Origin of the sequence: Streptomyces sp. NPDC058457 (genome assembly GCF_042720695.1) — a bacterium.
GTDB lineage: Bacteria > Actinomycetota > Actinomycetes > Streptomycetales > Streptomycetaceae > Streptomyces.
Genome location: NZ_JBHXLU010000041.1, coordinates 20,744 through 35,343 on the forward strand (window position 1 = coordinate 20,744; position 14,600 = coordinate 35,343).

At 71.7% G+C, this 14,600-nt stretch carries 12 protein-coding genes and 1 pseudogene; 9 read left to right on the forward strand and 4 right to left on the reverse strand.

The genetic code is table 11. The features are described from left to right. Nucleotides 1–88: 88 nt before the first annotated feature. The 6 genes from ACFWPS_RS28485 (at nt 89) to ACFWPS_RS28510 (ending at nt 7,708) form a co-directional block, all read left to right on the forward strand. The gene (locus ACFWPS_RS28485) at nt 89–1,582 is read left to right on the forward strand and encodes an MFS transporter (protein ID WP_383709565.1); all 1,494 of its coding nucleotides are present in this window, start codon (nt 89–91) and stop codon (nt 1,580–1,582) included. Further along, nucleotides 1,579–2,214, forward strand: coding sequence for a TetR family transcriptional regulator (locus tag ACFWPS_RS28490; RefSeq protein WP_383709567.1), 636 nt, complete (start codon nt 1,579–1,581; stop codon nt 2,212–2,214). The genes ACFWPS_RS28485 and ACFWPS_RS28490 overlap by 4 nt, the downstream gene beginning before the upstream one ends. Before the next feature lie 212 nt (nt 2,215–2,426). Continuing rightward, on the forward strand, nt 2,427–5,834 hold the full coding sequence (locus ACFWPS_RS28495; RefSeq protein ID WP_383709570.1) for a CHAT domain-containing protein: 3,408 nt from the start codon (nt 2,427–2,429) through the stop codon (nt 5,832–5,834). Further along, nucleotides 5,831–6,886, forward strand: a complete 1,056-nt coding sequence (locus ACFWPS_RS28500) for a hypothetical protein (RefSeq protein WP_383709573.1) — start codon at nt 5,831–5,833, stop codon at nt 6,884–6,886. The genes ACFWPS_RS28495 and ACFWPS_RS28500 overlap by 4 nt, the downstream gene beginning before the upstream one ends. Next, nucleotides 6,883–7,536, forward strand: coding sequence for a DUF6338 family protein (locus ACFWPS_RS28505; protein ID WP_383709575.1), 654 nt, complete (start codon nt 6,883–6,885; stop codon nt 7,534–7,536). The genes ACFWPS_RS28500 and ACFWPS_RS28505 overlap by 4 nt, the downstream gene beginning before the upstream one ends. Then, nucleotides 7,523–7,708 (forward strand): hypothetical protein, encoded by a 186-nt coding sequence (locus tag ACFWPS_RS28510; RefSeq protein ID WP_383709578.1) that lies wholly within the window; start codon nt 7,523–7,525, stop codon nt 7,706–7,708. The genes ACFWPS_RS28505 and ACFWPS_RS28510 overlap by 14 nt, the downstream gene beginning before the upstream one ends. A gap of 209 nt (nt 7,709–7,917) precedes the next feature. Here the strand turns inward: ACFWPS_RS28510 and ACFWPS_RS28515 are convergent, their stop codons facing one another. Next, complete coding sequence (locus tag ACFWPS_RS28515) at nt 7,918–8,820, reverse strand: LysR family transcriptional regulator (RefSeq protein ID WP_383709581.1); 903 nt, start codon at nt 8,818–8,820, stop codon at nt 7,918–7,920. Nucleotides 8,821–8,965: 145 nt separating this feature from the next. On the opposite strand from ACFWPS_RS28515, the gene ACFWPS_RS28520 reads away from it, so the two are divergent. Next, nucleotides 8,966–9,862, forward strand: coding sequence for an SDR family oxidoreductase (locus tag ACFWPS_RS28520; RefSeq protein ID WP_383709584.1), 897 nt, complete (start codon nt 8,966–8,968; stop codon nt 9,860–9,862). 78 nt (nt 9,863–9,940) lie between these two features. On the opposite strand, the gene ACFWPS_RS28525 is transcribed toward ACFWPS_RS28520, so the two are convergent. Beyond that, nucleotides 9,941–11,647, reverse strand: a complete 1,707-nt coding sequence (locus tag ACFWPS_RS28525; protein WP_383709586.1) for a cholesterol oxidase substrate-binding domain-containing protein — start codon at nt 11,645–11,647, stop codon at nt 9,941–9,943. 139 nt (nt 11,648–11,786) lie between these two features. Here ACFWPS_RS28525 and ACFWPS_RS28530 point away from each other — a divergent pair, with 139 nt between their 5' ends. Next, entirely contained in the window at nt 11,787–12,770 is a 984-nt protein-coding gene (locus tag ACFWPS_RS28530; protein ID WP_383709588.1) for an aldo/keto reductase, read from the forward strand. An 82-nt stretch (nt 12,771–12,852) separates the two neighbouring features. Then, nucleotides 12,853–13,338: a DUF6328 family protein gene (locus ACFWPS_RS28535; protein WP_383709591.1), complete on the forward strand. Its 486-nt coding sequence runs from the start codon at nt 12,853–12,855 to the stop codon at nt 13,336–13,338. A 24-nt stretch (nt 13,339–13,362) separates the two neighbouring features. On the opposite strand, the pseudogene ACFWPS_RS28540 reads toward ACFWPS_RS28535, so the two are convergent. Further along, nucleotides 13,363–14,013: pseudogene (locus ACFWPS_RS28540) on the reverse strand (DUF2238 domain-containing protein); the annotation flags it as partial. A 68-nt stretch (nt 14,014–14,081) separates the two neighbouring features. Further along, the gene (locus tag ACFWPS_RS28545) at nt 14,082–14,507 is read right to left on the reverse strand and encodes an SsgA family sporulation/cell division regulator (protein WP_383709592.1); all 426 of its coding nucleotides are present in this window, start codon (nt 14,505–14,507) and stop codon (nt 14,082–14,084) included. Nucleotides 14,508–14,600: the final 93 nt, after the last annotated feature.

The following is a 14,600-nucleotide window of genomic DNA, read 5'->3' on the forward strand; positions in this document are numbered from 1 at the left end:
GACCGCGGAATGGTTGGGTGAAAGGCCATTCACCCGATAGGGTGAATTCGTATTCACCTCTTTTTCCGCGTCGCCCGCAGGAGTGCCGATGGACCAGCCCGCCCCGACAGCCGGCCATCAGGGGCCGCCCGCCGCACCACCCCGGCTGCGGGAGCGGCTGACCATCCCGGTGCTGGCCTTCGGCGGGATCCTGATGGCCGTCATGCAGACGGTGGTCGTCCCGCTCCTGCCGGACCTGCCCCGGCTCACCCACTCCTCGGCCGGCGCCGTCTCCTGGATGGTCACCGCGACCCTGCTCGCCGGGGCAGTCCTCACGCCGGTGCTCGGCCGGGCCGGCGACATGTACGGCAAGCGCCGGGTGCTCACCGGGGCCCTCGCGTTGATGACGGTGGGCTCCGTGATGTGCGCCCTGTCGTCGGACATCACCGTGCTCATCGTCGCCCGCGCCTTCCAGGGCGCCGCCGCCTCCGTCGTACCGCTGTCGATCAGCATCCTGCGCGACGAACTGCCGCCCGAGCGCCGGGGGTCGGCGGTGGCGCTGATGAGCTCCACCGTCGGCATCGGAGCCGCCCTCGGCCTTCCGCTGGCCGCGCTGGTGGTGCAGTACTACGACTGGCACACCATGTTCTGGCTGACCGGCTTCCTCGGGGCGCTGGGCGTCGCGGCCGTCTGGTGGGCGGTCCGGGAGTCACCGGTGCGCCAGCCCGGCCGGTTCGACGTCCTCGGCACCCTCGGGCTGGCCGTCGCGCTGACCTCTCTGCTGCTCGGCGTCTCCCAGGGCGGCCAGTGGGGCTGGGGCAGCCCGCGCGTCCTCGCACTGTTCGGCGCCGCCGTCCTGGTGCTGGCCCTGTGGTGGTGGCAGCAGCTGCGGACCGACGAACCCCTGGTCGACCTGCACCTCGTCACCCGGCCACGGGTCGGCCTCTCGCATGTCGCCGCCCTGCTGACCGGGTTCGCCTTCTACGCCAACTCCCTGGTCACCGCCCAGCTGGTGCAGGCGCCGAAGGCCACCGGATACGGCCTCGGCCTGTCGATCGTGGCCACCGGCCTGTGCCTGCTCCCCGGCGGCGTGACCATGCTGCTGTTCTCCCCGCTCTCCGCCCGGATCTCCGCCTCCCGCGGCCCGCGCATCACCCTGGCCCTCGGCGCCGCCGTCATCGCCTGCGGATACGTGGTCCGCATCGCCGACAGCCGCGACCTCTGGATGATCATCCTGGGCGCCACCGTCGTCGCCACCGGCACCACGCTCGCCTACTCCGCGCTGCCCACGCTGATCCTGCGGGCCGTCCCGGCGAACCAGACCGCCTCCGCCAACGGCGTCAACGTCCTCATGCGCACCATCGGCCAGGCCACCTCCAGCGCCGCCGTGGCCGCCGTCCTCACCCACCACACCAGCCTCGTCGGCGGCGTTCCCGTCGCCACGCTGCACGGCTACCTGCTGGCCTTCGCGATGGCCGGGGCCATCGCCCTCGCGGCCGCCGCGGCGGCCCTCTCCATACCCGGCGACAAGGCTCCCGCCGGCCCTGCCCGCGCCCGGGGCCGTGCCGAGAGTGCGAGGGACGACGCGCTGGAGGGAGCATGAGTGCCGTGAGTACCCGACCCGGCACCCCCTCCGCGCCCGCGCCCGTCCGACGGGACGCCGAGGCCACCAAGGCGGCCATCCTCAGGGCCGCCCGCCACCTCCTCGCCCGGCACGCGCACGCCGACATCACCCTCAAGGACGTCGCCGAACGTGCCGGGGTCAGCGCCCCGTTGATCCTCAAGTACTTCGGCAACAAGGACAGCCTGTTCGCCCGCGTCATGTCCTTCGACACCGACGCGGCCGCCCTCCTCGACGCACCCCTGGACGACCTCGGCCGGCACATGGTCCGGCACGTCCTGGAGAGCCAGCGCGACCGCGGCGCCGACCCGCTGGTGCGGATCGTCTTCGCGCCCCTGCAGGGCGACCACGGAGACGTGCTGCGCGCCAACTTCCGCGCCCACGTGGTCGACGCCCTCGCCGCCCGGCTCACCGGACCCGACCCGGACCTGCGCGCCGAACTCGCCGTCGCCCAGCTCATCGGCCTGGGCGTGATGTACGGCATCGCCCGCGGCCCACGGCTGCGCGACTCCGCGGCCGCCGACATCGGTGACATCGCCGACCGGTACGGCCCCGCCGTCCAGGCCCAGTTGACGCCCGAGCCCTGGCCCTCAGGCCGGTCCGGCGGATCATGAGTGTTCCGGTGTTGGTGGCCGCGTAGTCGAGAGCCCGCGCGAGGCGCCCGATGGCGGAATCACGGGTTCACACGGCGGTTGTCACTGTGTGTCCCTACAGTGGGGCAGTGGGTGACGGTGCGTCTGTGGTTCGGTGACTGCACCCCGAGGACCGCCGGTGCGCACGGGGAGGGGGTTCTCACTCGGAGCGTCTGACGTCGGTTGGGGGGCCGGTGAACTACTCGATTCGGATCAGGCACGATTGGCAGTGCCGCAGGTGCGGCGAAGACGTCCAGGACGACACGTACATGGTCGTCGACGCCCTGGCGCGGCCGGACTTGGTCCAGGGAGTGATCAAGGGCAAGGTGCCGTCGGTGACTTGTCCGTCCTGTGGCGCGAGGAAGGCCCGGATCTTCCCGCTGTTGGTGTACCGCGGCGAGGCGACCGGGCAGTTGGTCTACTTCTATCCACCTCACAGCCCGCCCGAGCAGGACGAGGCCAACAAGAAGCTCTGCGTGGAGGCGCTGCTCGACAGGCTGGGGCCGGTGAGTGCCGAGGAGGCGGAGAACTCCGGCGTCCTGTCCGTGCCGTTCGACGCGGCACGGGGAGTGCTGGCGCCGACCGCACGCGGCGCCTCGGCGGGCGGAGGGCCGCGCATGTGCAGGGTCAAGCCCCGGCGCTCGGCACCACCACCTGAAGTGCTGCGGATCGGCGCCGAATTGGTGGCGTCCGGGCGTGCCGGGCTCGGCCGGTCCCTGAGCGACAGGCCGCTCGCGGAGGAGCTGGCGCGTCTGGCGGAGCGGGCGCTGGAGCTGTTGGGCGACCGTGACCAGCCCGAGTTGCGGGGCGACCTGGAGATGACGCTGGGCATGATGCTGAGCAGTGTGAACCGCGGGCAGGACGTCATCGGCCTGGAACGGGCCATCGGCCTGCTGCTGCGCAGAGCGCGCGGCATATCGAGGGAGGAGGACCCGCAGGGCTGGGCCATAGCGCGGTACGAGCTGGCACGCGCCTATGGCCAGCGCTACACGGGCGACATCCATGCCAACCAGGAGCTGGCCATCCGGCATCTGCGGGCGGCGCTGGAAAAGACAGAGCCGGAGCGCAGTACGGGGACGTGGGCGCGTGTCCGCAGCGAGCTGGCGAAGGTGCTGATCGAGCAGGGCACCCAGTCCGCACCCGGCCAGATCGAAGAGGCCATCGGCCTGCTGGAACCGGTCGTCGCCCGGCTCGACCCCGCCCGGGACAAGGAGCTCTGGTGCGACGCCCAGAGTTTCCTCGCCGGCGCGTACAACGTACGGCAACAAGGCGACCCGGCCGTCAACAGGGAGCACGTGGTGCGGCTGTACGAGCAGCTGGACGCCGTCGAATCGGAAGAGACCGACCCCGAACAGTGGGCCAACACGCAGGTCCGACTGGCGGTCTCACTCTCCAAGAGAATGCGCGGGGACCGCCGGGAGAACAGCCTTCGCGCACGCGAGCACCTGCTGCGGGCGCTTGCCGTCTACGAGCGGGTCGGCGACCGCGGCGAGGCCTCGAGCACCTACGACAAGCTGGCCGTCGTCGCAGGCGAACTCGGCGAGTACGACGAGGAGATCCGGTGCCACGAGGCAGCCCTCGTGCACCGCCACAGGGACACCGCTCCCCACCTGTGGGCACGCAGCATGTCCAAGCTCGGCTGGGCCCTGCTTGGGCAGGCCGAGAGAGACGAGGCGGAAAATCCTGCCGCCAGGGCACGGCGGGGGCTGGGGCACATCGAAGACGCCGTCGCCGCCTACGAGGGTCTTCCGACCGGGTTCGAACTCGCCTTCCAGCTCATCTCCTTGGCAGAGGCGTGCCGGGTCTGTCGCAAGCTGGACCCCTCGCGGGAGGACGAACTTCGTGAGCGGGAGCTGTCCGTTCTGCGGGAGGCGACAGACCGTGCCCACGGTCGCAGCGACCTGCTGCGAACCGCGTCAGAACAGCTCGGTGACGCCCTCGCGGAACGGACCGAATGGTCCGCGGCGGCCGACGCGTACCAGCAGGCCGTAGCGGCGGACGAACAGCTGTTCCGCGCCTGCCTGGTGAGTTCCTCGCGGAAGCTGCGGCTGAACTCGGCCGGGGATCTGCATCAGCGAGCCGCCTACGCACTCGCTCGCGCGGGCGGGTTGGAAGAGGCGCTGCTCTGCCTGGAGCGCGGCAGAACACGCGACTTCAATCTGGCCCTGTCACCGGATCACGACCAGCTTCACCGGCTGGCGCAGACGGACCCGGAGACCCACACCGCCTACCTGCGAGCCGCCGAGACCGTACAGACCCTGGAGGCCCGTAACCGTGAGCTGAGCCGCCAGGGAGCCCCGCGGGACGGCGGGCGGGAGTTGGATGCGGCCGAGTACGAGCTGGGCGGAGCTCTCGACGAAGCCAGGGCGGCACTGGCCGCCGCCCTGGCTCGGGTCAGGGCGCTACCGGGTATGGAGTCCTTCCTGCGGGAGACGACGCGGGCCGACATCCTGGGGGCCGCACGACCGGGAGAGCCGCTCTGCTACATCGCCGCGACGAAGAACGGGAGCCTGTCCCTGATCGTCCGGCACGAGAGCGATCCCGAGCCCCCCGTCGAAGCCGTGGAGTCCACGCTGACCGCCGCGGACGCCCGTGCGCTGGCCGTCGCCTTCGCCGCAACCGTGGCCGAGAAGGGAGGGGAGCTGCGGGAGCTGCTCCCGCGGCTCGGGGAGGAGCTGATCGGACCGGTCGCCGAGGCGCTCGGCACGGCGACCGGCGTGGTCGTGATCGCCTGCGGCCCTACCGCCCATCTGCCCCTGCACGCAGCACACCTTCCTTCGACGGGCGAGCCGCTGCTTGCGACCTGTGCGGTCGCGTACGCACCGTCGGTGCGACTGCTCCTCGCGGCCAGGCACCGGGCCGCGGCACCGCTGTCGGAACCCCTTCTCGTGGCGGCGTCCACCCCGGGCCGGGACGGAGGACTGCTCGCCGCGCAGGAGGTGGAGACGCTGCGGCGGCTGTTCGCCGCGGTGGGGGAGAGCCGGGACATCACCGGCGATCCGCCCGGGGCGCAGGACGGGTGCACAAAGGGGGACCTGGTCGACGCGCTGACCGGCGGCAGTCACGTCCACCTGGCATGCCACGGCGCCTACGACCCGACCGATCCGCTCGCCTCCAGGCTCGACCTCGGCGGCGAGCGCGTCACCCTGGCCGACCTGCTGAACGCACGTCCCCGGCCGCTGGAGCGGGCCCGGCTGGTGACCCTGTCGGCCTGTGACACCGGGCTCGTCGACCCCCGCCTGCCGGACGAGGCGATCGGGCTGCCGACCGGCATCCTGCTGGCCGGCGGAGCGGGCGTCGTCTGCACGCGCTGGAGGACGAACGACACCGCGGCCGTGCTGTTGATGATCGCGTTCTACCGGCGGCTGCTCGGCCACGGCGTCGAGCCGCCCCCGTACGGCACACCGCCCGGCGTTGCCGAATCGCCCGCACAAGCGCTGCGGTGGGCCCAGTTGTGGCTGCGCTCGGCCACCGTGCCCGAACTGCTGGGCCTGGACTGGCTCCCCGCCGAGATCCGCCGGCGGCTGATGTCCCGCCGGGTGCCGGCGCGTCCTTTCCGGCACCCCTTCCTGTGGGCACCCTTCAGCATGGTGGGGGCATGATGACCGAGGCGCCGGACACGACCGCGGCCGACTTCCTGCACATGCCGGCCTACGAACGGGTCGCACGCTTCGCGCTCGTCGACACCCCGGCCGTCCGGCGCACGCTCTCAGACGGGGACGTCGCCTCCATACTGGGCTCGCTCTGCCTGGCTTACGCCGTGGAGGAACGCTACGACGAGGCCTTCGCCGCAGGGCTGCGGGCACAGCGGATCGCCAGGGGCCGGGCGGCGGACGACCCGGCGCTGCTCGGCCACGTCCTGCTCAACCTCGGGGTCGCCCACAGCCAGGCAGGCGACCTCGAAAAGGGCCTCGCCGCGTATGTCGAGAGCTGGACGCACGCACGCCGTGGCGGAGACGAGGAGACGCTGTTCAAGGCCGGTGCGAACGCCTTGCTGGCGCTGGAGGCCGGGCGGCCGACCGGGGAGGCCGAGTTCGCCTTCCTCCAGGAGTGCCGTGTCGTCTTCGAGGCGGCGGACCGGCAGCCGGAAGCCGCGCGGGCCTCCCGGTTGCTCGGGGAGGCGCTCCTCGACCGTGGACAGGTGGCGGACGCGATCGCCGTCCTGGACCGGGTCCTGGTGCTGACCGAGTCGCTCGGGGGCGCCCGGTCGATGCGGCGGGAGACGACCCGGATCCTGCTGGAGGCGGACCGGTGCATCGGCGACCCGGCGGATGCGCCGCCGCTCGGCCCCGGCGTCCTGCGCGAGGTACGCGCTCTGGTCGACGACGGTGTGGAGAGCGCGTTGCGGGGCATCGTGCCGCGCACGAGGACGTGCTTCTCCCGTGCCCTGGCCCTGCTGGAGCGGCGCGCCCGGCCACGGGAACGCCTGCTGGCGGCATTCCTGCTGCTCGTAGGCGCCCAGCTCGCCTTCCACGAGGACGACGAGCCGGCGACGACGGAGCTGATGAAGCGGGCCGGGCAGGAAGTGGAGCTGATCAAGCCGTCCCTGGCCGAGTGGGTGAAGACCCGCGCCTATCATCTGGACCTCGGCGCACTGAGCACACTGGCCCGGAACGCGGCCGTCAGCGCGCGCGGGCGGGGGAGCGGACCATGACGCCAAGTACCGTCCAGCAGCTCGCGATCCTGGTGCTGCTGGTTCTGCCCGGCACCTCCTACCTCTTCGCGAGGGAGCGGCTCCTCGGGATCCGCGAGGCCGAGCAGGAGGTGAACAACCGCATTCTGCGCGCCCTCGCGGTCGGAGTCCTGATCGACGCCGCATATCTGATCACCGTTGGTCCCCACCTGATACGGCTGCTGCGGGGCATAGGGAAGCGGCCTCTGACCGGTGTCGCCGAGCAGCCGCGGGAGGCCGGGCTGTGGCTGCTGCTTCTCGTCGTCGTCGTGCCGACGCTGGTGGCGTGGGCGGAGGCGTACTGGATCCGGCGTCGGCGCGCCGCCGTGCACGAGGGGACCCCTACCGCGTGGGACGCCCTCTTCCAGGACCGTGGGGCGTGTTTCGTCCGGGTCCGGCTGAAGAACGGCGGCTGGGCCGGCGGCTGGTACGGAACGCGCTCGTGTGTCTCCACCTATCCGCAGCCCGGTGACCTCTACCTGGAGTCCCAGTACCGGATGGAGCCGGACGGCACCTTCGGACCGCGGATGAGCGGCACGGCCGGGTTGTACGTCCGGGCCGCCGACTTCGACCTCCTGGAATTCCACGAACCGCGCCGCGACACCCGGGGAGACGCCGATGACGCAGTCTGACGCCGCCGACTACGAGGAACTCGACGACGACTTCGCGAGCTGGGCGGGCCCGCCGAGGGGCATCCAACATCCCAAGAAGGAGGACGTGTCCGAGGACCAGGTCCTGCCTCCGGAGGGACCGGCCGGTGTCTCCACCACCGTGGAACGGGACGGCGACACGTCGCCGCAGTGATGTGACCGCGTGCGCGGTTCCGGGCGGCGTCCGCCGGAGTGCCTATCAGGCGCACGGCAACCGCGCCGTTCCGGTCCTACCTGCGCGGACGCCAAATCAAGCACACCATCCCCGCCACTCGCTACGACAAACGTGCCTATGTCTTCCCCGGCGCCGTCACCACAGCAGCCATCAGACTCTGGCTCCGTGGGTGATGCGCCGGACAGAACCTAGTCCTGGCCCGGCTCTGGTCCCGTCAGCAGCGCCTCGGCCGACCTGCGGAAGGCGGTCAGCAGCCGGTGGCTGTCCCCGGCACGGGTCGCCAGCACCACGTGGCTCGGCTCGACGCCGTGCAGCGGGACCGTGGTCAGGTCGGGGCGGATGGTCGCGCCCGGCACCAGGGGCACGATCGCCACGGCCTGCCCGGCGGCGACATGCTCGAACTTGTCCTCCACCGCGCCGATCAGCGGACCGTCGGGCGCGGGGCTGCCGTCCGGGCGGGGATCGACGCGCCAGAACGCGTTCCAGAGCGGATCCTTCCCCCGGGGCAGCGGCTGGTCGGCGATGTCGTCGAGGGTGACCGACTCCTTCCCGGCCAGCCGGTGGTCCAGGGGGACCACCAGGACGCGGGGCTCGTCGTAGAGGACCGTCACCCGCAACCCGTCGGTGCGCAGCGGCAGCCGGGTCACGACCGCGTCCACGCGCCCCGTCAGCAGGGCCTCGCGCGGCTCGCCCCAGTCGAGGTGCTGGGTCCGTACGTCGGCGTCCGGGAAGCGGCGGCGCAGCTCGCGCACGGCCGGGGTGACGAAGATCCCGTTGATGTACCCGACGGTGATCCGGCTGGGCTCGGCGGCGGCCCGGGTGACAGCTGCCGCCTCGCCCGCGGCCCGCAACAGCGCTCCGGCCCGCGCCAGGAACACCTCGCCGGCCCCGGTGAGCCTGGCCCCCTGCGGGGTGCGGTCGAAGAGCCGCGCACCCAGCACCTGCTCAAGCCGCTGGATCTGCCGGCTCAGCGCGGGCTGGGTGATGTGCAGGGCGCCGGCGGCCCGCCCGAAGTGCCGCTGCTCGGCGACGACGGTGAAGTACCGGACGAGCCGCAGATCGAGGTCAGGGGCGGAAGCCGGATCAGCCATGCCTCCAGCATAAGGCCGACGACCTGCACCGATGCCCGAAACGTATTGCGCATTGCGAAAGAGGCTTTGGACGCCCGCCGCCCGTCGGCCGAACGATGGAAGCACCACCCGGAAGCACGACCCTCTCCCTCGAAGGAGCACCACCATGCGGGTATTCGTCACCGGCGGCAGCGGCTTCATCGGTTCCGCCGTAGTCCCCGAACTTCTCGGCGCCGGCCACCGGGTCCTCGCCCTCGCCCGCTCGGACAGGTCGGCCGAGACCCTGCGGGCGGCGGGCGCCGAGGTCCACCGCGGCAGCCTCGACGACCCCGAGGACCTGGCCCGAGCGGCGGCCGGGACCGACGGCGTGATCCATCTGGCCTTCAACCACGACGACTTCCCGAACCTCACCCTCGCAGCGCAGAGCGACCTGCGCGTGATCGAGGCGATCGGGGCCGCCCTGGAGGGCTCGGACCGGCCCTTCGTGGTCACCTCGGGAACCATGATGCTCGCCACGGTCGACGGTGTGGCGACGGAGGAGGACACCCCGGTACCGGGCACCTACCGCGGCGACTCCGACCTTGCGGCACTCGCCCTAGCCGAGGCCGGGGTACGCAGCGCGGTGGTCCGCCTGGCCCCCACGGTGCACGGCCGCGGCGACCAGGGCTTCGTGCCCCGGCTGATCGACGTCGCCCGGCAGAAGGGCGTCGCCGCGTACGTCGGCGACGGCGCCAACCGCTGGCCGGCCGTCCACCGCCTGGACGCCGCCCGCCTGTTCCGCCTGGCCCTGGAGTCGGCCCCGGCGGGCACCGGCCTGCACGGAGCGGCCGACGAGGGCGTCCCCTTCAAGGACATCGCGGCGGCCATCGGCGCCGGCCTCGACGTCCCCCTGAAGAGCATCCCGGCGGAAGAGGCACAGGCCCACTTCGGCTGGCTGGCCATGCCGGCGTCGATCGACAACGCGACGTCGAGCGGACGGACCCGAAACCTCCTGGGCTGGGAGCCGGAACAGCCGGGCCTGATCGCGGACTTGGAAGAGGGCCACTACTTCAGCGCCCCGTAAGGGGCGCTGGGGGTACCCCCAGCCGAAGGCTGGGGGAGGAACGAACTGCGCGCTCAGCCCCCACCGAACCCGCAGCCGTCAACGGCGCACAAGCACCCCATCCAAGAACCCGTTACTGAAGACCCGGTGCGGATCAAGCCGATCAAGGGTCTCGACGGCCGCATCCCACACCGCACCCCCGAACGACCCAGGAATGCTCGTACCGAGAACCACGTCATCACTCCACACGCCGGATTCCGTATAACCCCACCCCTTGGACCACTCGACCCGGGTCCCCTCGAACCTCTCGAACAGGAACTGCTCCAACTCCCGCAAGAACACCTCGGCATAAGGCGTCCCCGGCAGCGTCAGCACATCCAGCCACACCGCGGTGTCCGCCCCGTCCCGAGGCCGCACCGCGGACAGCAACGGCACCCGGGCGCCGTCCACCGCCACATCGGACGGCTCGTCCAGCCCCGTCACCCGGATCTCCACCGACCCGTTGACCGGGAACCGCCCCGACGCGGCGTACGCGGTGAGCCGTTCCCGGTAGAAAGAGGTGAACTCGTGCACCACCCGCTGCACGTCGGCCCGCCGGGTCAGCACCGCGTACCCGTTCGCGTTGATCCGCAGCGTGGTCGGCTTGATGTAGAGCAGCGTGTTCTTCGACGCCCCCCAGATGTCCGAGGACAGCGTCGCCACCAACCCGAGCGCCGCCACATCCAGTTGCGCGTTGCCCAGCACCGGTGCCAGGTACCAGGCCGCGTCGGACACCATCCGTCCCACCAGGTCGGCGACCACGGTCGGCACGTTGTCGGAGAAGGGGTAGTTGTACGGCGAGGTGACGTGCCGTGAGGTGAGCGGCCTGGCCGGGGCGACGCTCCACTCCTTCAGCCACGGGTACTCGGTGAAGGCGAACCAGATCGCCTCGACCCGCCCGGAGCGCCGCAGGAAGCCGTCCAGGGTCCGGCCACCGGTTCCGGGCGCGGCGAACAGTTCGCCGGCCGGGATGTCGGTCCGGCTGACACACCGCAGGCTGCTGTTCGCCCCGACCCGCAGCACGACCTCGGTGACCAGCGCACGGCCCAGATGCGTCAGCAGCGCCGCACAGTCCGCCTCGTCACGCCGGAACGTCCGCAGGACATACGCTCCGGCGCTCTCGTCCCACACCACCGCCGTCAGCGACAGCACCAGGTTGCTCAGCGAGCCGTAGGTGTGGCCGGGCAGCGGTTCCTCGCCGTCGGCCGGTACGGCGGTGCCGTGCGCGTCGATCGCCAGCGCGCCGCCCAGCGTCAGATCGCCCGGTGCGGGCGCGGCGGTCAGCCCGAGGCCGTGGCCTTCCAGGAAGGTGAGCAGCGCCTCCAGGGTGACCCCGGTCCCGGCTCGCACCTCCGTGGCGGAGTCCAGGGAGAGCCCGGTGAGATGGCTCGCGGTGTCGACGAGCAGGACTTCGTCGTCGGCCCCCGTGCCCTCGGTGATCGTCAAGGGCGACCAGCCGTGCGAGGAGCCACGCGCGCGTACCCGCCAACCGTTGCGCCAGGCCCAGTCGACGGCCGCGAGCACCTGACCGGCGTCGGCCGGGGCACACGCCCACAGACCGTCCGCGGTGATCTCGCCGGCCCAGTTGCGGTAGGCGGACCGGTACAGCGTGATTTCCGCCGGGAAACCGGGCAGTTCGGCGGCGGCCACGGCCGGATCGGCGGCCAGCAGTACCGGAACGGCGGCCAGCGCGGCGGCGGACCGCAGGAAGTCCCGACGGCTCCAGCCTTGCGTGGAAAGGGAGTTGTCCGGTGAATGATCAACCATGTCGACACGCTAGGCGGCTGGTTGACACACCTCCGATTTCCGTCCACCAAAATCACCCGTGTGAGTGAAGGATTCACAGGTGGGCGGGGCCGAACCGGCCCCTGACACCGTTGTCGGCGGCGGATGACAGACTGGCGGCATGGACGAACGCGTAATCGGCAGGTCGGGGCAGCGGGCATCGGTCGTCGGCCTCGGCACATGGCAGCTCGGCGCCGACTGGGGCGAGGTGGACGACAAGGAGGCGCTCGCCGTTCTGGAGACGGCGGCGGAGTCGGGGGTGACCTTCTTCGACACCGCCGACGTGTACGGCGACGGCCGCAGCGAGCAGACCATCGCCGCCTTCCTGCGCGGCAGGCCGGACCTGCAGGTGCTGGTGGCCACGAAGATGGGCCGCCGGGTCGACCAGATCCCGGAGAACTACGTCCTGGACAACTTCCGCGCGTGGAACGACCGGTCGCGCCGCAACCTCGGCGTGGACCGCCTGGACCTGGTGCAGCTGCACTGCCCGCCCACCCCGGTCTACTCCTCCGACGCGGTGTACGACGCCCTCGACACCCTGGTCGAGGAGGAGCGCATCGCGGCCTACGGCGTCAGCGTCGAGACCTGCGCGGAGGCGCTCACCGCGATCGCCCGCCCGGGCGTGGCCAGCGTGCAGATCATCCTCAACCCGTTCCGCATGAAGCCGCTGCACGAGGTGCTCCCGGCCGCCCGGGAGGCCGGCGTCGGCATCATCGCGCGTGTGCCGCTCGCCTCCGGGCTGCTGTCCGGGAAGTACACCAAGGACACGGTCTTCGCGGCCGACGACCACCGCACCTACAACCGGCACGGCGAGGCCTTCGACCAGGGCGAGACCTTCTCCGGTGTCGACTACGCGAAGGGCGTCGAGGCCGCCGCCGAGTTCGCCGCCCTCGCCCCCGAGGGGTACACCCCGGCCCAGCTCGCCCTGCGCTGGATCATCGACCAGCCCGGTGTGACCTCGGTGATCCCGGGCGCCCGCAACCCGGAGCAGGCCCGCACCAACGCGGCCGCCGCGAAGCTCCCTGAACTGCCGGAGGAGACGGTCACGGCGATCCGCGAGCTGTACGACCACCGGATCAAGGACCAGGTGGAAAGCCGCTGGTAGCAGCGGTGCGGGCCGGGAGCGCAGCCGTGCCGCTCCCGGCCCGCACCGTTTGAGGGACCGGCCCGCCGGTTACCCGTAGTCCATGACCGACCAGGAGCGGCGGACCGGGCGCGACGAGACGGAGGAGGAGCGCGCCGACCGGATGTGGAGCGATCTCATCCAGGAAGTACGCGTCGCCCAGACCGGTGTGCAGATCCTGTTCGGCTTCCTGCTCACCGTGGTCTTCCAGCAGAAGTACGCCGAGCTGGCCGACGTGGACAAGACGATCTACATCGTCACCGTCGTCCTGGGCGCGTCCGCCACGGGCGCCCTCATCGGACCGGTCTCCCTGCACCGGCTGGTCTCCGGCCGCAGGGTGAAGCCGCAGGCGGTCCGGCTGGCGTCCCGGCTGACCTCGGTCGGCCTGTTCCTGCTGCTGGCCACCATGACGGCGTCGCTGGTGCTGATCCTCCGGGTGGCCACCGGCGGCACCGCTGTGACCTGGGCGGTGACGGCCGTCCTCGTCTGGTACCTGGTGTGCTGGTACGGCCTGCCGCTGTGGGCCCGGCGCCGCCACTCCACCCGCTGAGCCGCGTCACACGACCCGCTGAGCCGCCTCCAGCGCCCGCAGCTGACGGTCGTGCACCCTGCTCAGCACCAGCACGGACACCGTCGCCCCGATCAGCGCGCAGAACATGTCCCACTGGGTGTCCCACACGTCGCCCTGGGTGGCCAGGAAGGCGTCCGCGCCGTGGCCGCCGATCTCGGCCGCCAGCCACTCCAGCAGTTCGAAGAAGGCGCTGAACGCGAGGCAGGCGCACACCGTCAGCGGGGCCAGCCAGCGGCTGCCGCGCAGCGGGGAGGTGCGGACGAGCAGTTCCCGGACCAGGACCGCCGGCACGAAGCCCTGCATGAGGTGGCCGAAGCGGTCGTACGGATTGCGGGACAGGTGGAAGGTGTCGCGCACCCAGTCGCCCACCGGCACCTCGGCATAGGTGTAGTGGCCGCCGACGGCGAGCACCAGCGCGTGCGCCGCGAGGAGTGTGGCCAGCAGGCCCGTCAGCGGGAAGCGCCGCCAGGTCAGCACCACCAGCGGCAGTCCGACCAGCACCCACACCGTCTCCAGGAACCAGGTCGTACGGTCCTGCGCGCCCCACGCCGAGAGGGCCATGCCGGCCACCACCACCCCGGCGAGCAGGGCCGGCGGAACCCGGCGGGGCACTCGGTGCGGAAGGGGGCGCGGGGCGGGCTGTACTGCGGTCATGGCGGACTCCTTGTCGTGGGAGCCCCATCGTGGCCGCGGCGTCCGGGCGCCTACATGAGTACGGCTACTCAGCCGGTGGCGAGGATCTCCGCGAGTACGTCGTCCACGGGGATCTGTTCCCGGCCGGGCGGCACGGCCAGGTAGGTGTCGCTCAGGAAGGAGGCGAGCGCGGGCGCCCACGCGAACACCACCGCGTGGTGGCGGCTGCCGCCGGGCAGGGGGTCGCCGAGGAAGTCCATGCGCACTTCCCTCCAGCGCCCCTGCCGTACGGGACGCAGCCGTACGTCCCCGACGCCCACCGGCTCTCTGAGACCGTCGTTCAGCATCTCGCGGTCCAGCCGCCACCGGGCGAGCTCCCGGCCGTCCAGGGTGAACACCGCGGTCACGGCGAACGGGTCGCCGGCGTCGTACGACAGATGAGCGAGGACGGGACAGCGGTCCGCCCCGTCCGCCCGGAGCTGTACGACCAGGGTCCTGTGCACGATGGGGTTCACGCGAGTGGCCTCCGAGAACGATCGGCTTGGTGCCCTCTAGTACCCCTCTCGCGGGGAAAACGCTCAATCCTGAGCGGAATTGCCCTACGGGTC